Source organism: Herbaspirillum huttiense, from assembly GCF_004367745.1.
In the GTDB taxonomy this organism is placed as follows: Bacteria; Pseudomonadota; Gammaproteobacteria; order Burkholderiales; family Burkholderiaceae_D; genus Herbaspirillum; species Herbaspirillum huttiense.
In genome coordinates this window covers 858,357-881,328 of record NZ_CP037993.1, presented here as the reverse complement: position 1 = coordinate 881,328, position 22,972 = coordinate 858,357, and the positions used below count along the sequence as shown (strand labels likewise).

Below are 22,972 nucleotides of genomic sequence, written 5' to 3'. Positions count from 1 at the left end.
GTGTGATGACCCAGCAACTGCCTCTGGCGGTGGCCATCATGGGCCCCACTGCGTCCGGCAAGACTGCCGCTGCGCTGGAGATTGCCCGCCACCTGCCCTGCGAAATCATTTCCGTCGATTCGGCCCTGGTCTACCGCGAGATGGATATCGGCACCGCCAAGCCCAGCCCGGAAGAGCTGGCTGCCGTGCCGCACCACCTGATCGACATCATCGACCCGACCGAAGCTTACTCCGCCATGCAGTTCCGCCAGGATGCGCTGCGGCTCACGCTGGAGATTGCATCGCGCGGCAAGCTGCCCTTGCTGGTGGGCGGGACGATGCTGTATTTCAAGGTGCTGCGCGACGGCCTGGATGAGCTGCCGCAGGCCGATCCGGCATTGCGTGCGCAACTGGATGAGGAGGCGGCACGGATCGGCATGCCGGCCATGCATGCGCGCCTGGCGACGCTGGACCCGGTCACGGCTGCGCGCCTGAAGCCGACTGACAGCCAGCGCATTCAGCGTGCGCTGGAGATCAGCTTGCTGACGGGGCAGCCGATGTCGTCCTTGCTGTCGCAGAAGCCGCCTGAGCCGCTGCCGTTCGAGATGCTGCCGCTGGCGCTGGAACCGGCTGACCGTGCGGTACTGCACGAGCGCATTGCGTTGCGCTTTGACCTGATGCTGCGCGGTGGCGCGCTGGAACGTGAAGTCGCCGCTTTGCGCGCGCGGGGCGACCTGCATCTGGGGCTGCCGTCGATGCGTTGTGTCGGGTATCGCCAGATGTGGGAATACCTGGACGGCAGCATCGATGCCACGGCCCTGCGCGAGAAAGGCATTGCCGCAACGCGGCAACTGGCCAAGCGCCAGCTGACCTGGCTGCGTTCGATGCCGGAGCGCATCAGCATCGACTGCAACCGCCCGGAGGCTACGGCCGAGGTGCTGGCGCGGGTGCAGCAAGCCTTGGCGGAACGCCCCGCCGGATGAGCTGCCGGGGCCTGTGGATAAAATTAAGAGGGAAATGCGGAAAAAGTATTGACAGAAGGTGATTGGACCTCTATAGTCTCGGGCTTGCCTCCTGGTGATATAGCTCAGCTGGTTAGAGCACAGCACTCATAATGCTGGGGTCGGTGGTTCAAGTCCACCTATCACCACCAGATACCCGTCGCTGCATGTGCAATCATGCGTATGCGGCGCCGTCCGAAAAACCCGCCTCTTCGAAAGAAGGGCGGGTTTTTTGTTTTGTCATATCCGTGATCAACTCGGCTTGCTGGTTAGCACAAACGAATCAAGGTGAAATTGACCCACAGCCTACCGATCAATGACATCGCATCCAAACCGTCAAGAGAGCGACGGCCATTCGACGTACTCGATCCCCAAGTCGCGAACTACATCGGGCAACCAGGAAAGCGCCTCGGTAGGATCTCCATGTTTCAGTCCGCACTCCCATATGACAACCATTTGTTGATTTGCTCGCCGATTTGACCCTCTCTAACTGACCCGCCTTCCAGTGCCTGCTAAAGGCCGCCACACGGTCATACGACCCCTCATAACCAAGCTCCCTTAACTCCAGGAACATCTGTTTCAGGGTCCGTCTTTGCTTACGGGATTTGACCAACTCTGAGCTCAGCCACGCGGAAAGCCTGGGGGCATATGCATCCAAAGAGCTCGGTGAATGCCTGCTGGCATAGGAAGGTTCGATCGCCTCTGATCGAATGTAGCGACGAACCGTGTTTCGGGAAATGTCCAACCTGCGGGCGATTTCCCGGATCGAGACGCGATCTCTGATGTACCAGCGTCGAATGATTCCAAGTAGGGCCACGTCTATCACTCCGTTCTCCCGCTCGATGTCATGAGCAGGATTGTGGTCTAAACATGGGTCAACTTAGGATGCAAATTTCCGGGGAAACTGGGTCAGTTTTCAATGCAAATCAACATGTCTCTTCTCTAGGACTGTATTGACGAGATGATCTAGGTAAACGTTGGCAACCACCTCGCGCTGCACATCGTAGGATTGATATGCGGAGGGCAAGCTGTCTATGTATGATTCCAACGTAACCTTAGCCAAGAAGCATGTAGTGGACTCCTCGTTTCGTTCATCAAGTATCTCTGCGAGTAATGTCATTATTAATTTCCTGCAGGTTGGTATTTTCAATGGATGCAATTTTATAGCACTGAACTAAACCACGGATCTAAGTAGACCATTTACGGGTTCATTAGGTGGAGCACAGCACACATAATGCTGGGGGCGATGGTTCAGGTCCACCTATCACCACCAGATATACATCGCTGCATGGATATTCCATGTTTATACTGCGTCGCCCAAAAAACGCCTCTTCGAAAAAGGGCCGTTTTTTGCATTTTGCCGTATGTCCATTGCTTCTCTGTCCGGCAAATCCGGCCTCTGAGCAAGCACTTGTGCGCAAGGTAGGAAGTCCACTTCCTCAAATCATTCGCTTGCGCCCACCACCCTCACCTCCGCCCTTACTCGAATCCCCAAGAAGCTAATGCGAAATCGTTTGTTGGGCCGCTGAAGGTGCCTGCCTATACTGGGCTCCCGCTTCTCACCCCTCTGACCTTTCTTGCAAACGGGCCCTCCATGACTGCTTTCCCCTCGATCACCAAACGCTGGATCCCAAAGCTCACCGTACTGCTGGCAAGCCTGGCCGTCGCCAGCACCGTGCTGGCCGCACCGCTCAAGATCGGCGTAGTCCCCGGCGTCTTCGCCGACTCCGTAGAAGTCGCCGCCAAGGAAGCCAGAAAACAAGGCCTGGATGTGCAAGTCATCGAATTCAGCGACTGGGCCACACCCAACATCGCGCTGGATGCCGGCGACATCGACCTGAACTACTACCAGAACAGCAATTACCTGGCCAATGCCGTGCGCAGCAAGGGATTCAAGCTGACCAGCGTGCAGGCTGGCATCCTCTCCTACCTGGGCCTGTATTCCAGCAAATACAACTCCCTGTCCGATCTGCCCAACGGCGCCAAGGTGGCCATCGCCAGCGATCCCGTCAACGTCGGCCGCGGCCTGCGCCTGCTGCAGCACGCAGGCCTGATCACGCTACGCCCTGACACCGGGCTGCTCGGCACCCAGGCCGACATCGCCTCCAATCCGAAGAAGCTGCAGTTCGTCGAGGTCGAGGGACCGCAACTGGTCCGCGTGACGCCCGATGTGGATCTGGCGCAGGGCTTCCCCTATTTCATCATCGCCTCCAAAGCCTTCGATGCGCACAAGGGACTGGCCTATACCAGCTACGAGGATGATTCCTGGGCCATCCAGTTCGTGGCCCGCAGCGACAAGACAAACGATCCGCGCATTGCCCAGTTCCTCACCATCTACAAAAATTCGGAAGCAGTGCGCAGCAGTATCCAGGCGTTCTATCTCAACGACCAGAAACTCTATCGCCTGGCCTGGCTGAAGAAGTAAGCCACCCTACGCAGCATCGTTACCTTTCTTGGAAACGAGCGCGCGGTTGATATTCATCCTGGCAGTTGCAACTCAAGTACGCGCGCAAGCCCGGCAAGCCGAACAGTCGTCATCACGGTGACGGCTGTTCATTTCCAGCGCACCCTGCGCCGCACAGTCAGCGCATCAAACCTGCGAAGGATCTCCGCTCATGCCGCAGGGCAACGGCGAGCGCACAATCCTCACCAACACTCCTGCCTCGGTGGCAATGATGCGAAGGAGATGGACAATTTGCTTACATTCAAGCAGCTTTCACCAACATCTCAGCAACACCTGACGTTAGAATTTACCCCGCACGTGACCAGCAATTAAGCGGCCCGCTAACGGCCCTCATCACATCCGCGGGAGGAGATTCAATGCGGCAGTTCCACGCCATGCCAAAGCAGCGCATCCGTAATAATGCGCGCTGGTCCGCCGTGGCTACAACCATCGCCGCATTGCCTGCACACCACGCCACGACGCCACGCAGCGTCTCGCCATCGGTTGCCCGCACCCCTCGCGCTGGCACGATGTCTGCATACCGCATCTGCATTGCGTTGCACGCACGCGCGAACTCCTGAGCAAGGCAACCCGCCACGCAAGAACATGAATTTGCTCTCCAAGAATTCCCTGGCAGTCCATCTGCTGCGCATCATCTTCGGCAGTTACTTTCTGGTGACGCTGATCGTGACCTGCCTGCAACTTGGCGCTGAATATGAGCACACGCAATCCGGTGTGGACAACGAATTGCGGGCCATGGACCTGACCTTCGGTGCCAGTCTGGCCAGCTCCACCTGGCGCTTCCAGGGAGACGTGCAAAAGGCCACCCTGCGCGGCATCAGCAACCTGCCCGTGGTCACCGGGGTGAAGATCGAAGACCCGCAAGGCAAGCTGGTGATGGCCCTGGGCAATATCATCGATCACGATGGCAAACAGATCCACGTCGACGCCGATGGCACGCGCAGTGCCGTCAAGCCGGGTTTCTTCAATGCCGCCACCAGCCATCGCTTCCCGATTCTCTATCGCGATGAACACGGCGTCACCCACGACATCGGTGCCTGGACCGTCTATTCCAGCCGCCACGTGGTGATCCGCAAGGTGGCCTACGGTTTTACCCTGATCCTCATCAACTCGGTCATCAAGACGCTGGTGCTGTGGTTCATCTTCCTCTACGTCTTCCATCGCTGGCTCGGACGGCCCATCACCCGGCTGTCGGACTTCGTGCGCGGGCAGGATCTGAACCAGCCCGATCACCCCGACAATCCGCAACGCATCCGGCTGCGAGGACGCACGCGCCACGAGCTGCACTTCCTGGCCGATGCCATCAACGCGATGCTGTCCAGCCTGCGCAAGCAGTCACGCCAGAACCGCGCCCTCTACGCGCAACTGGAACAAGAAAAGGAATCCCTGCGCGCCCTCAACAAATCGCTGGAGCTGCGCATCGCCGAACGCACGCGTGATCTGGCGCAGGCCAACGAACGTCTGCGTTCACTCAGCCTCACCGATGGCCTCACCGGCATCGCCAACCGCCGCAGCTTCGACGAGACACTGGATCACGAATGGCGGCGTAGCCTGCGCCACGCCAAGCCGCTCACAATGGCTTTCATCGACGTCGACTGGTTCAAGCCCTACAACGATCATTACGGCCACGTGGCAGGGGATGCGGTCTTGCGCCAGGTAGCGCAGACACTGCAGCACACCATCGGCCGCGCCGGTGAAACCGTAGCGCGCTATGGCGGCGAAGAATTCGCGGTGATCCTCGCCGAGACCGATGGCCTCCAGGGCCAGCACATCCTGCAGCGCATGTGCGATGCCATCCATGCGCTGAACCTGCCGCATGCCGGATCCGCTCTGGGCCGCATTACCATCAGCGCCGGCGTGGCCTGGTGCATTCCGGCCCATCCCGACGCGCGGCTGGAATCCTTGCTGCAAGCGGCCGACCGGGCGCTCTATCAAGCCAAGACCGATGGCCGCAATCGTGTGTTGCTGGCACCGGCGTTGCCGCCGTCGTCTTCCGCTGCCCCCATCTGAAAAGGAAGTCGCGCATGCTCCATCGTCATTGGCTCAAACCCCTCGCGCACTTGGTGTGCTGCGCGTGCATGGCGGCCATGCTGCCCATCGCGATGGCAGCCGACCAGATCACCTGGGGCAAATACAATGTGCCGCCCTACATGATCCGCAGCGGCGAATTCGCGCATCAGGGCATCTTCGATCTCACCCTCAACGTGCTGAAAAAGGAAATGCCCGGCTACGAGCACGTCGAACTGGAGGCCCCCTTCCCGCGCATCAACAGCGAGATCCGCAAGGGCAGTCACTGGTGCTTCAACGGCATGCTCAAGACCCCGGAGCGCGAACATTACGGCTACCTCTCGCTGCCGATGTCGATCTTCCTGCCACTGCGCATCATCGTGCGGCGTGATCGCGTGGAGGAATTCAGGCACCGGACCTCGCTGACGGGCTTGCTGCAAGACCCACGGCTGACTACATCGGTGATGCGTGACCGCTCCTACAGCCCGACGGTGGACAAGCTGCTGGCCACCTATCCGCCGCGTGAAAATTATTCCGAACAGATGGAAGCGATCGGCATGCTGCTGGCCGGTCGCCTCGACTACATGGTTGAGCTGCCGCTGCTGGCCTTCGACCAGGCGCGCGCCATGGGCCATGCCGGCGAACTGGTGGCGTTGCCGATGCGGGAGGCCAATGAAGTCGTCTTCAATCGCGTGATGTGCCCCCATAACGAATGGGGCCGGCAAGTGGTGGAGCAGGTCAACAAGGTCCTGCTGGCCGAACGCGCCAAGCCATCGTATCGCGCCATCGTCGAGAAATGGCACGATCCGGAGTCGGTGGCGGAAATCCGCAAGATCTATGACAAGGTGTTCCTGAAGATTCCTTGAGCGTGTTGCTCACTCGCGCAGGCCGCCCGCTTCCATCACATCCCAGCACGCGCCCATGGTGTGATAGTCGACCTTGCCGGCGGGCGACTTGGTGTCTTCCAGCTTGCTGCCATCGGCGGCCAGAATGCGGAACCAGGCCCCGTGATGATGATCGACCAGATGCGCCCAGCTCCACGCCCAGAAGGCGTGATACTGCTGGCGGAAACGTTCTTCCCCGGTCACGCGCCACAACCGCCACGCACTGGCGAAGGACTCGGCCTGGACCCAGAAATATTTGTCGGTGTCATACGGCCGCAGGTCCGGATCGAAGCCGTAGATCAAACCGCCATACAGAGCATCCCAGCCATGCTGCCACGCCGCGTCCTGCAATTCGGCAGCACGCGTCACGTAGGCCGGGCGCGGCTCCTGTGCATGGGCGATCAGCAGCAGCTTGGCCCACTCGGTCTGGTGGCCGGTCTGGAAGCCCCAGGGCTTGAAGATGTTGTCGCGGTTGCCGCGGTTGTAGTCGTGATCCAGGGACCAGTCCTGACGATAATGCTCCCACACCAGATCCTGCGATTGCCGTGCCAATCCAAACACGAAGCGCTCGATCAGCAACTGCGCACGCTCCAGGTAAACGGCACGCCCGGTGGCGACATGCGCAGCGAGGCAAGCTTCGCACATGTGCATGTTGGCGTTCTGGCCGCGATACGGAATCAACTCGCCGGCGGGCGTGATCTCGTCCGCATACGCTTCATGCGCAGGCTCGAAGAAAGCGCTCTCCATGCGTTCATACGCCTGCGCCACCTGCTGCGCATCACACAGGCCGACGCGATGTGCCTGCGCGAAGGCCAGCAGCACGAAGGCCTGGCCATAGGCCATCACGGTGCCGTCCTCGATCTGGCCATCGCGCAGGGTCCAGGCATACAGGCCGGCCAGCGGTCCCTCTGCATGACGGAAGCGTTCCAGATGCGCCAGGGCATGGCGCGTCTGTTCCAGATAGCGTGATTGTCCGGTATGCAGATACGCCATGGACTGCGTGAAGACCAGCCGCGTCGCACTGACCAGATGCCGATGGCTGCGCTCATAGACGCTGCCATCGTCCTTCAGGTAGTGAAAGAATCCGCCCTCGGGATCGATGGCATGGCGGTCGTAAAAGGCCAGCGTATCGGCCACATGCGCTTGCAGGAAGGCGCGGCTTTCAAGATCGGGAAGGGACATGCCGGCTCCGGATGGGGAAGAGAGTGTCATTGCGCGGCATCCTTCTGACGCCATTTGTCGAGGATCACGGCCAGCACGATGACCGCGCCCTTGGCCACGTATTGCCAGAACGAGGACAAGCCGAGGATGGTCAGCCCGTTGTTCATCACGCCGATGATGAGCGCCCCCACCACCGTCCCCCAGATCGTGCCCACACCACCCATGAGGCTGGTGCCGCCCAGCACCACGGCGGCAATCGCGTCCAGTTCATAGCCGCTGCCCCAGTTGCCGTTGGCCCCGTACAGGCGGCTGGCCGACATGGCACCGGCCAGTCCGGCGAACAGGCCGCTGATCGAATACACGAACAGCAGCACCAGCCCCACGCGGATACCGGTCAGGCGCGCCGCTTGCAGGTTGCCGCCGATGGCGTAGATGTGCATGCCCAGCACCGTCTTGCGCAGGATCACCCAGGACAGCAGCACCACCGCGACCGCCACCCAGATCAGCCAGGGGACGTGCAGGAAATCGCCATTGCCTATCCATTCGAAACTGGGGATGTCATTGTTCAGCACCGTGGTGCCATCGGCCAGCAGATAGGCCGCCCCGCGGAAGGCCGTCATCGTGCCCAGCGTCACCACGAAGGCATTGATGTTGAGGAAGGCCACCATGGCCCCATTGACCATGCCCATCAACAGCCCCGACACGATGAACATGGGAATCGACCAGCCCGGCGCGGCACTGAGCGATATCTGCATGCCCAGCACGGCAGAGACAGCGAGCACCGAGCCGACCGACAAGTCGATGCCGGCGGTGAGGATGACGAAGGTCATGCCGGCCGCCAGCACCAGGTTGATGGCGACCTGGCGCAGGATGTTCATGGTGTTTTCGGCGGTGGCGAAGTTGGAACTGCCGTCGCCGCTGAGATAGATGGTGAGCGCATAGAACAGCAGATACAGCACCACCAGTACCGGCAACATGCCCAGCCGGTGCAGCAGCCATTGCGACGCCGTGGAAGAGGAACGCGCCGCAGCCGCGTTGTTGTGCAGAGGAGTTGGATGTGCCATGACTAGAAGGAATGAGAAGAAGGAGAAGAAGGCAAGCCCGAATGCGCCATGCCGTAAGCCGGAGCGGCCTGTCCATGCGCACCCTGCATGCCCCCCGCATCGGTGGCCAGATGCATGATGGCTTCCTGGGTGATGGCCGCGCCGGCCAGTTCACCGGTGATGCTGCCCTCGCGCATGACCAGCACGCGGTCGCAGATGCCGATCACTTCCGGCAGCTCGCTGGAGATGACCACGACGGCCACGCCTTGTTCGGCCAGCTTGTGGACAAGTTGATAGATCTCGCTCTTGGCATAGATATCCACACCCCGCGTGGGCTCGTCCAGGATCAGGACCTTGGGTGCAATCTCCAGCCAGCGCGCCAGCAGGACTTTCTGCTGGTTGCCGCCGGAGAGCTTGCCCACCGCCACGCCGGGATGCGCGACCTTGACGTTGAGGCGCTGGATGGCATCGCGCGCCACGCCATCCAGCGCGCCGCTGCCTACCAGTCCCAGCGTGCTGTGGCGGCCCGCCACGTTCATGGTGGCGTTGGCTCCCACGGCCATCTGCAGGAACAGGCCCTGGCCCTTGCGGTCTTCCGGCACGTAGGCGATGCCGGCGCGCATGGCAGCGCGCGGTTCATCGATCTGCACGGCCTGGCCATCCAGCAGCACGTGGCCGCCGCTGCGGGCATCGGCACCGAAAAGCAGGCGCGCCAGTTCGGTACGACCGGCACCGACCAGTCCGGCAAAACCGAGCACCTCGCCGGCACGCACCGCGAAGCTGGCCGGCCTGACCTTGCCACCCGCCAGATCCTGCACCTGCAACACCACCGGCAAGGCCGCCGCGCGTTCCGGGGCCATGCGGGTGTGCTGGTAGAACTCGCCCAGCGAGCGGCCCACCATCATCTGCACGATGCGTTCGGAATCGATCTCCTCGCGTGCCAGTTCACCCACGAAGCTGCCATCGCGCAGCACCGTCACGCGATCCGCCAGGGCATACACCTCCGCCATGCGATGGCTGATGTAGATGATGGCCAGCCCCTCATCGCGCAGGCGCTTCACCACGCCGAAGAGATGCTCGGTCTCGCGTTCGGAGAGCGCCGCCGTCGGTTCATCCATGATGACGATGCGGCTGCGGTGTACCAGGGCACGGGCGATTTCGACCTGCTGCTGTTCGGCGATGGAAAGACGTCCGGCCCGGTCCGAGGCACGGAAGCTGGCGCCCAATTGCCGCAGGACGGCATCGGTGCGCGCGCGCATGGCGGCGTGATCGATCAGCCCCCAGCGTGTGCGCAGTTCGCTGCCCATGAAGACATTGGCGGCCACGCTGATGTTGGGCGCGACCGCCAGTTCCTGGTAGATCAGGTTGATGCCGGCGGCGCGGCTGGCACCGGGGTCGCGCAGCGAGACCGGCTTGCCGTCCAGCAGGATCTGGCCGTCATCAGGCGCATGGACGCCGGAAAGCACCTTCATGAGCGTGCTCTTGCCGGCACCGTTCTCGCCCATGAGGGCGTGGATCTCGCCGGGGCGGATGGTCAGGTGCATGTCCGACAGCGCGCGCGTGGCCCCGAAGGACTTGCTGATGCCGGTCATCTGCAGAATGGGAGTGGAAGTCATGGCATTCAAGGAAAGCAGCCGCAGGGCGGCAAGCGCGTCCCGCAGCAGGAAGGTCTCCTGACTGCGGGCGCTGCGGATCGGGCACGATCACCTGTGAGGTGAGCTACCAGATACGTGGCTTCAGTTGGCCGGGACCCAGCCCTTGTAATCCGCCACGTTGTCGCGCGTGATCAGCTTGACCGGCAGCAGCTTGACGGCCTTCTCGGGGGCGCGGCCATTCATGACCTGATAGCCGATGGCCACGCTTTCAGCAGCCATGCCATACGGGTCCTGCGCGGGCGAGGCGGCGAAGAGCGACTTGCTGTCCTTGAGCGCGCGCTCGGCATCGGGTGCGCCATCGACTCCGGTGATGACCTTGATGTCGCTGCGCTTGGCCTGGCGGATCGCCAGTTCGGCCCCGATGGCAGTCGGGTCGTTGATGGCGAAGACGCCATCGATCTTGCCTTGCGCGGCCAGCAGATTGGACATGGTGGTCATGCCGCCATCACGGCTGCCGCCGGCGTTCTGGTTGTCGGAGAGGATCTTGATGCCGGGCGATTTCTTGAACTCGGCCTTGCAGCCGGTGACGCGATCCATCACGGCCGAGACCGGCGGACCATTGACGATGACCACATTGCCCTTGCCCTGCAGCTTGTCGGCGATGAACTTGCAGGACTCGGCGCCGGCCATGGTGTTGTCCGACATGACGGTCACATCCGCACCTTCTGCGGCCACGTCCACGGCCACCACCACGATGCCGGCCTTCCTGGCCTTCTTCACGGCCGGTCCGATGCCCTTGGAATCGGCGGCGTTGAGCACGATCAGGTCAACCTTGTTGGCGATGAAGTTCTCGATCTGGCCGACCTGGGTGTTGAGGTCATACTTGGAGGAGACCACGGTGACCTTGGCGTCCGGATTGATCTTGTGGGCGCCGCTTTCAGCGCCCTTGGCGATGGCCACGAAGAAGGGATTGGCCAAATCGCCGAGGGTGACACCGACCGATTTCAGGGGCTTGTCGGCGGCCTGTGCAGGGGTCGTGGCGGCGCCCAGTGCAAGAGTGGCGCAGGCGATGGCGAGGGTTTTCTGGATCATGCTGGTCTCCGTTCTTGTTGGAAGTTCGAGGGGGATGGCTGGGGCCTGTCGCGGCCCTTTGCTGCTTGCTGCATACAACACGCCGGAACCGTCAGTCCCGGCGAACAATCTGGTCGGCACGGCTGCGCGTCGTTTCGATCAGCGCTGCATTGATTTCATCGCTGTTCATCACCCAGGCTTCAGCCTCGGCCGGACTGCGGCCAAACTGTACGTGGCGCGCAATCAGCCGCTGCAGCCGCACGGCAGGCTCGACATCGACATACCAGACCTCATCGAGCAAGGGCCGCACGCGCGACCAGTGGCCGCGGTCGAGCAGCAGGTAATTGCCTTCGGTGATGATGAGCCGGGTGTCAGCAGGGATGGCGATGCTGCCGGCAATGGCTTCCTCGATCTCGCGCAGGAATTGCGGTGCGTAGATGACTTCATCGGCCTGCTGCTGACGCAGCCGCGCCAGCAGGTGGACGTAGCCGGCGCTGTCGAAGGTATCTTCCGCCCCTTTGCGCGTGGCGCGGCCCAGGCGTGCCAGCTCCGCATTGGCGAGGTGGTAGCCATCCATGGGCAGGATGACGGACTGCGTCAGCCCTTGCGCCTGTGCATGCGCCAGCAGCGCAGCGGCGAACGTGGACTTGCCGCTGCCGGGCGGACCGGCGATACCGAGTATGGTGCGCTGGCCTCGGGCCAGCAGCGCTGCGAGCCGGTCGCTGAAGGGGGCCGGAATCATGGTCGACTCATTCCTTTTTCTAAGGACGGCCTGTCAGACCGTCCACACGCGCCTTGCGCGTTCTTTATTGAAATGCAGCACAACAGCAGCTTCTCCTGCTGTGCTTGCCTCGCCCATCTGCCGCATGGCAGGCGGCTGTCGTGCCAACCGGATGCGGACATGAGCGAATTGCGGAAAGCCGACAAACTAAGCGATTCTGTCTCCTGAATTTCAGCACTCCTGAATATTCATGCGTTATTTCTAATTATTGCTAGTTCCTCGTCGTCAACGTGATGAAATTTTCTTTGAATTTTTTCGATATCGATCCCCTTATGAATAAGTCAGATCATTTTCAGACTGCATGAAAAAAGGACGCTACCTCGGTGGTAGCGTCCTTGTGATTGTCTTTTCCGCGCCGTGCGAAAAAGCCGTGATGCAATGAGATCAGGCCCCGGCCAGCGCCGCCGCATCTGCTACCACGGTGGCATAGCGATCGGCCAGTTCGGTCAGCGCCACACGCTGGACCTCGACCGCCTTGACCGGCGCACCGCCCAGGGGATCTGGCAGGTCGCGGGTAGCGCAGGCAGCCGCCACGACCGTGGAGGCATAGCCATGGTCCAGTGCCGAGCGCACGGTCGCGCTCACGCACATGTGGGTAGCAAAACCGGTCACGATCAGGGACTTGCGGCCGGTCTTCCTGATGGCCTCGTCCAGCGAAGTACCGGCGAAGGCATTGGGCAGCCCCTTGGGCAGCACCACCTCCTCACCCTGCGGCTGCACGCCGTCGATGATGGCCACGTGCGGACCTTGCGGATCGAACATGGCACTGCCCGGCTTGCTGTGGTGGACGATGTGGATCACCGGCGCACCGGCGGCACGGGCCTGGCGCAGCAGCTCGGCGATCTGGCCGACCGCGGCATCGATGCCGGCCAGCGGGGCGCGGCCGGTGGTGTATTCGGTCTGGTGGTCGATGATGAGCAGGACGGCTTCCTGCCAGGTGGCGGCGCGGGCGCTGCCACCGGCGATCTGGATCAAGGTCTGGGGAGAGGACATGCGCGGTTCCTTGTTAAAAAATGTTCGAGAGAAGTCGATAAAACGCTGCAACTGAACGTCAATGCACAGTGACGGACCATCTTAGTCCGATAAAATTCGCACTGCCATTCACCAAAATCGCCAGCCCCCTGTGAAAAAATTAACAGCCCGCAGCAAGGCCGCGCCCTTGCCCTCCCCGCAAGCCATGCATGCCGCCCTGGATGCCGACTGGGAAAGCCTGCGCAGCTTCGCCGCCTTCGTCGAAGCCGGCAGCCTCTCCGGCGCGGCCCGCGCGCTGGGCGTCACGCATGCCACCATCGGCCGCCGCCTGCAACTGCTGGAAGAGGCCTTGCAGGGTCCGCTGTACCTGCGCCGCGCCGAGGATGTGGAACTGACCCGCCTGGGCGAGAGCGTGCTGACGGCTGCCCGCGCCATGCAGGAACAGACGCGGCAACTGGCGCGCACCCTGGCGGGCGGGGACCTGCGGCTGGAAGGCAAGCTGCGCCTGGCCTGCACCGATGCCATCGGGACCATGTTCCTGGCCCCGCGCCTGCCCGCTCTGCTGGAGCAATGGCCAGCGCTGGATGTGGAATTCGCGCTGGGCCACCAGACCCTGAGCCTGGCGCGGCGCGAGGCCGACCTGGCCCTGCGCTTCGGCAAGCCCCAGGATGGCGAACTGATTGCCCGGCCGCTGGGCGCGGTGCGTTTTTACCTGTGTGGCACGGCCGACAACGTCGCGCTCTGGCGACGGGCGCGCAAGACGGCGCCCTTCGTGGCCTATGACGATGGCGTGCCGGACATTCCGGAGACGCGCTGGATCGCCGACCATGCCGCCGGCAACCCGGTGCGTTTGCGCAGCACCAGCCTGGTGGCGCAGTGCATGGCCGCGCGCGCCGGGGTCGGGCTGGCCTTGCTGCCAAGCTATCTGCTGGCACCGGAACTGCAGACTGTGGAGTCCGCGCCACAGCTGCAGCGCGAACTGTGGGCGGTATTCCATCGCGACCTCAAGACCCTGCCCCGGCTGCGCGCCGTGCTGGCATGGCTGCAGGACTGCTGCGCGCAACTCTGAGAATTGCCTCATGGACAGGCCCGCCCGGCGCTGGCGGCGGCTGCACGGGGCCTGCGGTGCTATAATCGCGAACCTCCGGGGATGGGCTCCACCACCGCTGCAGCAGCAGATTCCAGCGGCCCGCCGCCCTCCTCCTCGCCGGCGCGCGCATGTTCCATGCGTCCTTCCTGCGCTCTTCGCCTGATAAAGATTTATGCAGAAAAAAGTATTCATCAAAACCTTCGGCTGCCAGATGAACGAGTACGACTCGGACAAGATGGCCGACGTGCTCCATCTCGCCGAAGGCCTCGTCAAGACCGATCGTCCGGAAGAGGCCGACGTGATCCTGCTGAACACCTGCTCGATTCGCGAGAAGGCGCAGGAGAAGGTGTTTTCCGACCTGGGCCGCCTGCGTGCGCTGAAGAAGGACAAACCCGACCTGCTCATCGGCGTGGGCGGCTGCGTGGCCTCGCAGGAAGGCGACGCCATCATCAAGCGCGCGCCCTTCGTGGACATGGTGTTCGGCCCGCAGACCCTGCATCGCCTGCCGCAGATGATCTCCGAGCGGCGCTACAGCGGCCGTCCCCAGGTGGACATCAGCTTCCCCGAGATCGAGAAGTTCGACCACCTGCCGCCGGCCCGCGTGGAAGGGGCGACTGCCTATGTCTCCATCATGGAAGGCTGCAGCAAGTATTGCAGCTACTGCGTGGTGCCCTATACGCGCGGCGAGGAAGTCTCGCGCCGCTTTGAGGATGTGCTCACCGAAGTGGCCGGGCTGGCCGACCAGGGCGTGAAGGAAATCATGCTGCTGGGCCAGAACGTCAATGCCTATCGCGGCGTGATGGAAGATGGCGAGATCGCCGACTTCGCCCTGCTGATCGAATACATCGCCGAGCTGCCGGGCATCGAGCGCATCCGCTTCGTGACCAGCCATCCCAAGGAATTCTCGCAGCGCCTGATCGACACCTATGCCAAGGTGCCCAAGCTCTGCAATCACCTCTACCTGCCGGCGCAACATGGCTCGGACCGCACGCTGGCGGCGATGAAGCGCGGCTATACCGCGCTGGAATACAAGTCGGTGATCCGCCGCATGCGCAAGGTGCGTCCGGATATCACGGTGCAATCGGACTTCATCGTCGGCTTCCCCGGCGAGACCGAGGAAGATTTCGAAGCGCTCATGAAGCTGGTGGCCGATGTGGGCTTCGACAACAGTTTCTCCTTCATCTTCAGCCCGCGCCCCGGCACGCCGGCCGCCAGCCTGGCCGACGACACCCCGCAGGAAGTCAAGCTGGCCCGCCTGCAGCGCCTGCAGGCCGCGCTCGACGAGAACGCGGCCAAGATCAGTGCCGCGCAGGTCGGCACGGTGCAAAAGGTGCTGGTGGAAGGCGTTTCCAAACGCCGCGAGCATGAGCTGCAAGGCCGCACCGAGAGCAATCGCGTGGTCAACTTCGACGGTGGTCCGAACGGCCAGCGCCTCATCGGCGAGATCCTCGAAGTCCGCGTGACCGAAGCCTTCCCCTTCTCGCTGCGTGGCGAGATCGTGACCCGTCATTGATGATTCAATCCCCTTAACCGGAATCGTGCATTGAAAAAAATCCCCAATCAGCCTCATCACTTCACGCCCCAGCCGCTGGACAACAAGCGCCTGGCCAACCTGTGCGGTGCGCTCGATGAAAACCTGCGCCAGATTTCCGCCGCGCTGGACGTGACAATCTTCCGCCGTGGCGACCGCTTCGTGGTCACCGGCACCAATGCCGAACGCGCAGTGGAAGTGCTGGAACGTTTCTACGAAAAGGCCGACCGACCGGTGGCCGTGGACGATATCCAGCTGGCCCTGGTGGAGCAGCGTGCCAACGCCGCCGCCGATGAAGAAGCCGGCCTGCCGCCACTGCCGGCGCGCCGTGGCAAGGCCGCTGCTGCACCGGCTGCGCCTGCCGCCGATGACAAGGACATCCAGGACCCGCTACCCGAGAGCCCCATCCTGAAGACCCGCAAGCACGACCTGCGCGGACGCACGCCGCATCAGAGCCAGTATCTGAATGCCATCCTCGAACACGACATCACCTTCGGTGTCGGCCCGGCCGGTACCGGCAAGACTTACCTGGCCGTGGCCTGCGCGGTCGATGCGCTGGAACGCGATGCCGTGCAGCGTATCGTGCTCACGCGCCCGGCCGTGGAAGCGGGTGAGCGCCTGGGCTTCCTGCCGGGCGATCTGGCGCAGAAGGTCGACCCATATCTGCGTCCGCTGTATGACGCGCTGTATGATCTGCTGGGCTTCGACCGCACGCAGAAGCTCTTCGAAAAACAGGCCATCGAGATCGCCCCGCTGGCCTACATGCGCGGCCGCACGCTCAATCACGCCTTCATCATTCTGGATGAGGCGCAGAACACCACGCCGGAACAGATGAAGATGTTCCTGACCCGCATCGGTTTCGGCAGCAAGGCCGTCATCACCGGCGACGTCACCCAGGTCGACCTGCATCACGGCCAGAAGAGCGGCCTGGTCGATGCGCTGTCGGTGCTGCATGACGTGCGCGGCATCGCCTTCTCGCGCTTCACCAGTGCCGACGTGGTCCGCCATCCGCTGGTGGCGCGCATCGTCGATGCCTATGATGCCGCCGGCAACCCGCGCCCGGATACCGCGCGCGCCACTGCCCGCACTGCCACCAATCTCCTGACCAAATCCGCCAAGCCGCGCCATGCCAAAACATAAACTCACGCTGTCGGTGCAATATGCCGACGACCGCCTCAAGGACAGCATCACCCGCCCTCTCCTGCGCCGCTGGGTGCAGGCCGCGCTGTTTGCGCCGGCCGAACTGACGCTGCGTTTCGTCGGTTCCGAAGAAGGCCGTGACCTCAACCGCGACTATCGCGGCAAGGACTACGCCACCAATGTGCTGACCTTCGCTTATACGGAAGATGAAGACAGCGAAGTCACCGAAGCCGACATCATCTTCTGTACCGACGTGCTGGAGAAGGAAGCCGCCGAGCAGAAGAAGACCGTGGAAGAACACACCGCTCACCTGGTGGTGCATGGCGTGCTGCATGCGCAGGGCTATGATCACGAGGACGATGAGGAAGCCGACGAGATGGAAGCGCTGGAAACCGAGATCCTGGCTACCTTGGGCTACGACAATCCCTACAAGTCACGCTGAAGCAAGGACTGCCTTGCCGCTTCGGCAACGCAATCTGATGTCGCAAACAACGGTCTGCTACTGCAGGCCGTTTTTTGTTTCCGGCCCAGGTTTCATTTTTGTTGCTTTGCCTCAAGCCGTTGCCGCTTTATCACGCCAAAAAGTAATCGGTTTTTCCGATGTGATCATCGATTTTTTCCGTTTCGTAATGGAGTGACAATTTGACGGTGATTTTCCGCTGACATTTAACTAGGCAATTCAGGAAAAGCCCGATGGGAAGCGGACTCCGGCTGAACGAGAATGCTTCCACACCAATTAAACCCATCGGGGAGGATGTCATGAAGAACCTGAAGATCGGCCATCGTCTTGGCCTTGGCTTTGCCGCCGTACTGGTCCTGCTGGTGGCCGTCGCCAGCTTCGGCCTGCAGCAAGTCTCGCGTCTGAATGATCGCATCGTCTTCCTGACCTCCATCGACGAGGGCAAGCTTGAAGCACTTTCCAAAGTGCAATTCGCCGTGGGCCTGCGCGCCATTGCGGCCCGCAACCTGACGCTGGTCAATGGGACTGCCGAACAGAAAGGCGATCTCGACCTGGTCGGCAGCGCCCAGAAAGATATCGATTCCGGCATGGCCGAGCTGACCCGCCTGATGCAAGATCCGGCGACCACGCCGCAGGAACGCGACATGCTGGAGCAACTGCGCAAGCTGGAGGCGCAATACCTGCCGGTGGCCGTCAACATCGTCAAGCTGGCGACCTCGCAACAGAACGAAGCGGCACGCACTTCGCTGGTCAAGGATTGCATGCCCATCCTCAATCGCGTGATTGCCCACGTGGAGCAATTCAACAAGCTGCTGCGCAAGAATTCCGCAGCCAATGTGGACGCAGCTGAAGCCGCCTACGCCATGGCCAAGTGGACCATGACGGGAGCCAGCATTGCGGCCCTGGTCCTGGGTGGCCTGATCGCCTGGCTGCTGACCCGCTCGATCTCCCGTCCGCTGGCCCAGGCCGTGAGCGTGGCGCAGAGCGTGCAGTCGGGTGATCTGGGCAGCCGCATCGAGGTCACCAGCAAGGATGAGCTGGGCCAGCTGATGGCCGCGCTCAAGGGCATGAATGACAGCCTGGTGGCCATCGTCGGTGAAGTGCGCCATGGTACCGACACCATCGCCGTGGCCTCCGACGAAATCAAGCGCGGCAACATGGATCTGTCCCACCGCACCGAACAGCAAGCCGGCTCGCTGCAGGAAACCGCCTCGGCGATGGAGCAGCTGACTGCCACCGTCAAGCAGACCTCCGACAATGCCCGCGAAGCCAAGCGCCTGGCCGACAATGCCTCGGACGTGGCCACCAAGGGCGGAGCCGCCGTGAACCGCGTGGTCGAAACCATGCACGCCATCAGCACCTCCTCGCACAAGATCGTGGACATCATCAGCGTGATTGACGGCATTGCCTTCCAGACCAACATCCTGGCCTTGAACGCCGCCGTGGAAGCGGCCCGTGCCGGTGAACAAGGCCGTGGCTTCGCGGTGGTTGCCTCCGAAGTGCGCTCGCTGGCCCAGCGCTCGGCTGTTGCCGCCAAGGAAATCGAGGCGCTCATCAATGAATCGGTCGCCAAGGTCGCCACCGGTGAAAAGCAGGTCAGCGAAGCCGGCTCGACCATGGACGAAGTGGTCAGGAGCATCCAGAGCGTGACCCACATCGTGCAGGACATCAGCGCCGCCAGCACCGAGCAGACCGCCGGCCTGGAACAGATCAACACCGCCGTGGCCCGGATCGACGAAACCACCCAGCAGAACGCCGCCCTGGTGGAACAGGCTGCCGCGGCCGCCGCGTCCATGCAGCAACAGAGCGTGGCCCTGACCGATGTGGTGAGCATCTTCAAGCTCACGGCCGAGCAGGCCGGCCCGACCGCAGTGCGCGGCCCGCAGCAGGCCGCTGTGCAATATTCCCAGGACACGGCGATGCCGGCCCTGAGCTACGCCTGAGCACCAGGCAGAAAGTTTTTCCCTGAGGGTGTACTTGCCGGCATCGTGTATGCCGGCTTTTTTTTGCTCGGTGCAATGGCGTAAACACATCGGAATTTCCAAGGAGCAAGCGGGGCGGCGGCCCGCTGTGGCCGGGCCTTTAGTGGACTTGTCACATAATTGTTGTATCCTATGGCTCTTCGAAACTACGTCGGGCTCGCGCCTAACGCCATGCAAGATCACCCTAGTAGCGTCAAGTCTGACGCTAAACCCCATCGTTCCCTGTTTGAACGACTCACCGCACTGATTTCCCCCGAGCCCGAGAACCGGGCAGAACTGCTCGAAGTGTTGCACGACGCACACGAGCGCAATCTCATCGACGCCGATGCGCTGTCGATGATCGAAGGCGTGTTCCAGGTCTCCGACCTGGCCGTGCGCGACATCATGGTGCCGCGCTCGCAGATGGACACCATCGACATTTCCAAACCGATCGAAACCTGGATGCCCGAAGTGCTGGCCACGTCCCACTCGCGCTTCCCCGCCGTGGATGGCGAGCGCGACAAGGTGATCGGCATCCTGCTGGCCAAGGACCTGCTGCGCTACTACGCCGAGGAATCCTTCGACGTGCGCGACATGCTGCGCCCGGCCATCTTCATTCCCGAATCCAAGCGCCTGAACGTGCTGCTGCGCGACTTCCGCGCCAACCGCAACCACATGGCCGTGGTGGTGGACGAATACGGCGGCGTGGCCGGCCTCATCACCATCGAGGACGTGCTGGAACAGATCGTCGGCGACATCGAGGACGAATACGATTTCGATGAAGCCGAAGACAACGTGCTGGCCCTCAAGGATGGCCCGCACGGCGCGCGCTGGCGCGTGAAAGCCCTGACCGAGATCGAGCAGTTCAACGCCGAAGTGGGCAGCCGCTTCTCCGACGAAGACGCCGACACCATCGGCGGACTGGTCGCCAATCACGTGGGCCGCGTGCCGCGCAAGGGCGACGAATTCGACATCGATGGCCTGCACTTCGAAGTGCTGCGCGCCGATGCGCGCCAAGTACACGTGCTGCTGGTGTCCAAGCTGCCGCCGGCACCGCTGGACGACGAGTGACTCGCCTGATCTGCCTGCCGTTGCAACCGTGACTTCCCCCTCCTCCCAAGACCTGCCGCTGCCGCGCGGCGCGACCGCTGCGCGCGGTCGCCTCGGCACGGCGCTGGCCCTGCTGCTGCCGGTCGCAGCGGGTGCGGTCAACGTCTTCGCCTTCGCGCCCTTCAAGCTGTGGCCCTTGCAGATCCTGGCCCTGGCCTGGCTGTTCCATGGCGTGCTGGCGCAACCGCAAGCCTCCACCGGCCGCCACTTCCTGCGCGGCTGGCTGTACGGTTTCGGCTGGGCGGCGGCGGGCGTGCACTGGCTCTACATCAGCATGCATGACTACGGCGGCATGCCGGGCTGGATGGCGGCACTGGCCGTGGGCTTGCTGGCGCTCTATCTGGGCTTGTATGCGGGTGCGGCTACCGCGCTGGCTGGCTGGCTGCGCCATCGCTGGTCGTCTTCGCCGCTGGTGCTGGCGCTGTTCATGCTGCCGGCGCTGTGGGCGCTGTCGGAGTGGGCGCGCGGCTGGATCTTCACGGGATTCCCCTGGCTGATTTCGGGCTATGCGCATACGGTTGGCCCCCTGGCCGGCTTCGCCCCGGTGGGCGGCGTCTATTTCGTCGGCTGGGTCGCAGCGCTCATCGCTGGCAGCCTGGCGCTGCTGTGGATGGGCCTCACGCGCAAGGGCGTGGCGGGCACTGGCCAGCGCATCGTGCTGCCGCTGTGTGCTGCGGCCCTGCTGTGCGCGGGCGGCGTAGCCTTGCGGCTGGCGCACTGGACCGCGCCACAAGGCCAGCCGATCACGGTGCGCCTGCTGCAGGGGAACATTCCGCAGGAAATGAAATTCTCCAACGATGCCCTGGTCTCCACCCTCGGCATGTACGAACAGATGATCAGCGCCGCGCCGGCCGACCTGATCGCCACCCCGGAAACCGCCATCCCGCTGCTGCCGCAGCAATTGCCGCCGGATTATCTGGAACGCATCGCGCGCTTCGCGCAAAAGAGCGGCAGCCATCTGGCGCTGGGCATTCCGCTCTCCGATGGTCCGCAGCTGTATGCCAATTCGGTGCTGGGCTTCGGCCCCGGACTGGGATCGGCCTTGATGCCCTACCGCTACGACAAGCACCATCTGGTGCCCTTCGGTGAATTCATCCCGCCGGGCTTTCGCTGGTTCGTCGACCTGATGCACATCCCGCTGGGCGACATGACGCGCGGCGCGCCGGTGCAGTCGCCCTTCGGCGTGAAGGACCAGTGGGTGCTGCCCAACATCTGCTACGAAGATCTGTTTGGCGAAGAAATCGCCGGCCAGCTGCGCGATGCCTACCGTGCCGGCCAGCCGCAGGCCAGCCTGCTGCTGAACCTGTCCAACATTGCCTGGTTCGGCAATTCGATCGCCCTGCCCCAGCACCTGCAGATCTCGCAGATGCGCACGCTGGAAACCGGCCGCCCGATGCTGCGCGCCACCAACACCGGAGCCACGGCGGTGATCCTGCCGGGCGGCGCAGTCAGCGAACTGCCGCCCTACACGCGCGGCGTGCTCTCCGGCCAGGTGCAGGGCTATGGCGGCCAGACCCCCTACATTCTGCTGGGCAACAAGCTCATCGTCGGGCTGGCGCTGCTGATGCTGCTGCTGGCCTGGGGCCGCAACAAGGCCGCGCGCATTCGCCACTGATCTCCGATGCCAGGGCCCGGCAGTGCCGCGCCCTGGCAAAACCGGGTCAAACGCCCCAAAAGGCGCTAAAATTCAAGGTTTTCGCAATTCCTCCGCCGGTTCGCCAGGCCACCACACACGATGCTGACATTTCAACAAATCATCCTCAAGTTGCAAGAATATTGGGACGCCCAGGGCTGCGCACTGCTGCAACCCTACGACATGGAAGTCGGCGCGGGCACCTCGCACACGGCAACCTTCCTGCGCGCGATCGGCCCGGAACCGTGGCGCGCCGCCTATGTCCAGCCTTCGCGCCGTCCCAAGGATGGCCGCTATGGCGAAAACCCCAACCGCATGCAGCACTACTACCAGTACCAGGTGGTCCTGAAGCCGGCGCCGGAAAACATCCTGGACCTGTACCTGGGCTCGCTGGAGGCGCTGGGACTGGATCTGAAGCAAAACGACGTGCGCTTCGTCGAGGATGACTGGGAAAACCCCACCCTGGGCGCCTGGGGCCTGGGTTGGGAAGTCTGGCTCAATGGCATGGAAGTGACGCAATTCACCTATTTCCAGCAGGTCGGCGGCCTCGATTGCAAGCCGGTACTGGGCGAGATCACCTACGGCATCGAGCGCCTGGCCATGTACCTGCAGGGCGTGGAAAACGTCTATGACCTGGTCTGGACCGAATGGACCGAGAACGGCGTCAAGAAGCACCTGACCTATGGCGACGTGTTCCACCAGAACGAAGTGGAACAGTCCACCTTCAACTTCGAGTACTCGAACACCGACTTCCTGTTCTCGCTGTTCACCAACTACGAAGCCGAAGCCAAGCGCCTGATGGAAGTGCCGCTGGCCCTGCCCGCGTATGAACAGGTGCTCAAGGCCGCCCACACCTTCAACATGCTCGACGCCCGTGGCGCCATTTCGGTCACCGAGCGCGCCGCCTACATCGGCCGCATCCGCAATCTTTCGCGGGCGGTGGCGCAGGCCTACTTCGAATCGCGCGAACGCCTGGGCTTCCCGATGCTGGGCCAGGCACCGGCACATGCTGCCGCCTGAGACGCAGCAACACGACATCATGCGGCACCGGTTGACTTGACCGGTGTCCCGAGCAAGACAGCAAGACAG

General features: G+C 62.7%; 19 protein-coding genes and 1 tRNA gene. 13 read left to right on the top strand and 7 right to left on the bottom strand.

All coding sequences use genetic code 11. From position 1 onward, the window contains the following. Positions 1-5: 5 nt before the first annotated feature. Both miaA and E2K99_RS04025 read left to right on the top strand, forming a co-directional pair. Positions 6-962: a tRNA (adenosine(37)-N6)-dimethylallyltransferase MiaA gene (gene miaA / locus E2K99_RS04030; RefSeq protein WP_134221420.1), complete on the top strand. Its 957-nt coding sequence runs from the start codon at positions 6-8 to the stop codon at positions 960-962. 93 nt (positions 963-1,055) lie between these two features. After that, positions 1,056-1,132 (top strand) — tRNA-Met (locus E2K99_RS04025). 161 nt (positions 1,133-1,293) lie between these two features. Here the strand turns inward: E2K99_RS04025 and E2K99_RS04020 are convergent. Further along, a complete protein-coding gene (locus E2K99_RS04020; RefSeq protein WP_166675036.1) occupies positions 1,294-1,797 on the bottom strand; it encodes a helix-turn-helix domain-containing protein in 504 nt (167 codons plus the stop codon). A gap of 777 nt (positions 1,798-2,574) precedes the next feature. On the opposite strand from E2K99_RS04020, the gene E2K99_RS04015 reads away from it, so the two are divergent. The 3 genes from E2K99_RS04015 (at position 2,575) to E2K99_RS04005 (ending at position 6,317) form a co-directional block, all read left to right on the top strand. After that, positions 2,575-3,405: a MetQ/NlpA family ABC transporter substrate-binding protein gene (locus tag E2K99_RS04015; protein WP_134221419.1), complete on the top strand. Its 831-nt coding sequence runs from the start codon at positions 2,575-2,577 to the stop codon at positions 3,403-3,405. 624 nt (positions 3,406-4,029) lie between these two features. Further along, positions 4,030-5,454 (top strand): sensor domain-containing diguanylate cyclase, encoded by a 1,425-nt coding sequence (locus E2K99_RS04010; protein WP_134221418.1) that lies wholly within the window; start codon positions 4,030-4,032, stop codon positions 5,452-5,454. A gap of 68 nt (positions 5,455-5,522) precedes the next feature. After that, complete coding sequence (locus E2K99_RS04005) at positions 5,523-6,317, top strand: TIGR02285 family protein (RefSeq protein WP_420840905.1); 795 nt, start codon at positions 5,523-5,525, stop codon at positions 6,315-6,317. A 9-nt stretch (positions 6,318-6,326) separates the two neighbouring features. Here E2K99_RS04005 and E2K99_RS04000 read toward each other — a convergent pair whose 3' ends face one another. The 6 genes from E2K99_RS04000 to E2K99_RS03975 all read right to left on the bottom strand — a co-directional run bounded on the left by E2K99_RS04000 (position 6,327) and on the right by E2K99_RS03975 (position 12,979). Next, positions 6,327-7,517 (bottom strand): AGE family epimerase/isomerase, encoded by a 1,191-nt coding sequence (locus E2K99_RS04000; protein ID WP_134221416.1) that lies wholly within the window; start codon positions 7,515-7,517, stop codon positions 6,327-6,329. Between the two features lie 26 nt (positions 7,518-7,543). Beyond that, a complete protein-coding gene (locus E2K99_RS03995) occupies positions 7,544-8,560 on the bottom strand; it encodes an ABC transporter permease subunit (protein ID WP_134221415.1) in 1,017 nt (338 codons plus the stop codon). Between the two features lie 2 nt (positions 8,561-8,562). Next, a complete protein-coding gene (locus tag E2K99_RS03990; RefSeq protein ID WP_134221414.1) occupies positions 8,563-10,155 on the bottom strand; it encodes a sugar ABC transporter ATP-binding protein in 1,593 nt (530 codons plus the stop codon). Positions 10,156-10,275: 120 nt separating this feature from the next. Beyond that, positions 10,276-11,226, bottom strand: coding sequence for an ABC transporter substrate-binding protein (locus E2K99_RS03985; protein ID WP_134221413.1), 951 nt, complete (start codon positions 11,224-11,226; stop codon positions 10,276-10,278). 91 nt (positions 11,227-11,317) lie between these two features. Then, positions 11,318-11,947 carry a nucleoside/nucleotide kinase family protein gene (locus tag E2K99_RS03980; RefSeq protein WP_134221412.1) on the bottom strand — a complete coding sequence of 210 codons (630 nt, stop codon included), beginning with the start codon at positions 11,945-11,947 and terminating at the stop codon, positions 11,318-11,320. Between the two features lie 423 nt (positions 11,948-12,370). Next, positions 12,371-12,979, bottom strand: coding sequence for a cysteine hydrolase family protein (locus E2K99_RS03975; protein ID WP_134221411.1), 609 nt, complete (start codon positions 12,977-12,979; stop codon positions 12,371-12,373). A 184-nt stretch (positions 12,980-13,163) separates the two neighbouring features. On the opposite strand from E2K99_RS03975, the gene E2K99_RS03970 reads away from it, so the two are divergent. From E2K99_RS03970 to glyQ, 8 genes are all read left to right on the top strand, one after another. Further along, a complete protein-coding gene (locus E2K99_RS03970; RefSeq protein ID WP_051156696.1) occupies positions 13,164-14,027 on the top strand; it encodes a LysR family transcriptional regulator in 864 nt (287 codons plus the stop codon). Positions 14,028-14,220: 193 nt separating this feature from the next. Beyond that, positions 14,221-15,561 carry a tRNA (N6-isopentenyl adenosine(37)-C2)-methylthiotransferase MiaB gene (miaB, locus tag E2K99_RS03965; protein WP_134221410.1) on the top strand — a complete coding sequence of 447 codons (1,341 nt, stop codon included), beginning with the start codon at positions 14,221-14,223 and terminating at the stop codon, positions 15,559-15,561. A 30-nt stretch (positions 15,562-15,591) separates the two neighbouring features. Continuing rightward, a complete protein-coding gene (locus E2K99_RS03960; RefSeq protein WP_134221409.1) occupies positions 15,592-16,719 on the top strand; it encodes a PhoH family protein in 1,128 nt (375 codons plus the stop codon). Next, the gene (gene ybeY, locus E2K99_RS03955) at positions 16,706-17,161 is read left to right on the top strand and encodes an rRNA maturation RNase YbeY (protein ID WP_134221408.1); all 456 of its coding nucleotides are present in this window, start codon (positions 16,706-16,708) and stop codon (positions 17,159-17,161) included. Before E2K99_RS03960 ends, ybeY begins: the two co-directional genes overlap by 14 nt. Before the next feature lie 317 nt (positions 17,162-17,478). After that, a complete protein-coding gene (locus E2K99_RS03950; protein ID WP_240733845.1) occupies positions 17,479-19,122 on the top strand; it encodes a methyl-accepting chemotaxis protein in 1,644 nt (547 codons plus the stop codon). Between the two features lie 210 nt (positions 19,123-19,332). After that, the gene (locus E2K99_RS03945) at positions 19,333-20,211 is read left to right on the top strand and encodes an HlyC/CorC family transporter (RefSeq protein WP_034332131.1); all 879 of its coding nucleotides are present in this window, start codon (positions 19,333-19,335) and stop codon (positions 20,209-20,211) included. Positions 20,212-20,239: 28 nt separating this feature from the next. Then, positions 20,240-21,865 (top strand): apolipoprotein N-acyltransferase, encoded by a 1,626-nt coding sequence (lnt, locus tag E2K99_RS03940; RefSeq protein ID WP_134221406.1) that lies wholly within the window; start codon positions 20,240-20,242, stop codon positions 21,863-21,865. A gap of 120 nt (positions 21,866-21,985) precedes the next feature. Continuing rightward, positions 21,986-22,903, top strand: a complete 918-nt coding sequence (gene glyQ, locus E2K99_RS03935) for a glycine--tRNA ligase subunit alpha (RefSeq protein ID WP_134221405.1) — start codon at positions 21,986-21,988, stop codon at positions 22,901-22,903. Positions 22,904-22,972 lie beyond the last annotated feature (69 nt).

Bases quoted from the DNA above. Each gene is read 5' to 3' on its own strand.
- E2K99_RS04015 (WP_134221419.1), top strand. From the start codon at position 2,575: ATGACTGCTTTCCCCTCGATCACCAAACGCTGGATCCCAAAGCTCACC.
- E2K99_RS03995 (WP_134221415.1), bottom strand. From the start codon at position 8,560: ATGGCACATCCAACTCCTCTGCACAACAACGCGGCTGCGGCGCGTTCC.
- E2K99_RS03975 (WP_134221411.1), bottom strand. From the start codon at position 12,979: ATGTCCTCTCCCCAGACCTTGATCCAGATCGCCGGTGGCAGCGCCCGC.
- miaA (WP_134221420.1), top strand. From the start codon at position 6: ATGACCCAGCAACTGCCTCTGGCGGTGGCCATCATGGGCCCCACTGCG.
- glyQ (WP_134221405.1), top strand. From the start codon at position 21,986: ATGCTGACATTTCAACAAATCATCCTCAAGTTGCAAGAATATTGGGAC.
- ybeY (WP_134221408.1), top strand. From the start codon at position 16,706: ATGCCAAAACATAAACTCACGCTGTCGGTGCAATATGCCGACGACCGC.
- miaB (WP_134221410.1), top strand. From the start codon at position 14,221: ATGCAGAAAAAAGTATTCATCAAAACCTTCGGCTGCCAGATGAACGAG.
- E2K99_RS04005 (WP_420840905.1), top strand. From the start codon at position 5,523: ATGGCGGCCATGCTGCCCATCGCGATGGCAGCCGACCAGATCACCTGG.
- E2K99_RS03945 (WP_034332131.1), top strand. From the start codon at position 19,333: ATGCAAGATCACCCTAGTAGCGTCAAGTCTGACGCTAAACCCCATCGT.
- E2K99_RS04010 (WP_134221418.1), top strand. From the start codon at position 4,030: ATGAATTTGCTCTCCAAGAATTCCCTGGCAGTCCATCTGCTGCGCATC.
- E2K99_RS03985 (WP_134221413.1), bottom strand. From the start codon at position 11,226: ATGATCCAGAAAACCCTCGCCATCGCCTGCGCCACTCTTGCACTGGGC.
- E2K99_RS04000 (WP_134221416.1), bottom strand. From the start codon at position 7,517: ATGTCCCTTCCCGATCTTGAAAGCCGCGCCTTCCTGCAAGCGCATGTG.
- E2K99_RS03950 (WP_240733845.1), top strand. From the start codon at position 17,479: ATGAAGAACCTGAAGATCGGCCATCGTCTTGGCCTTGGCTTTGCCGCC.
- E2K99_RS03980 (WP_134221412.1), bottom strand. From the start codon at position 11,947: ATGATTCCGGCCCCCTTCAGCGACCGGCTCGCAGCGCTGCTGGCCCGA.
- E2K99_RS03990 (WP_134221414.1), bottom strand. From the start codon at position 10,155: ATGACTTCCACTCCCATTCTGCAGATGACCGGCATCAGCAAGTCCTTC.
- E2K99_RS03970 (WP_051156696.1), top strand. From the start codon at position 13,164: ATGCATGCCGCCCTGGATGCCGACTGGGAAAGCCTGCGCAGCTTCGCC.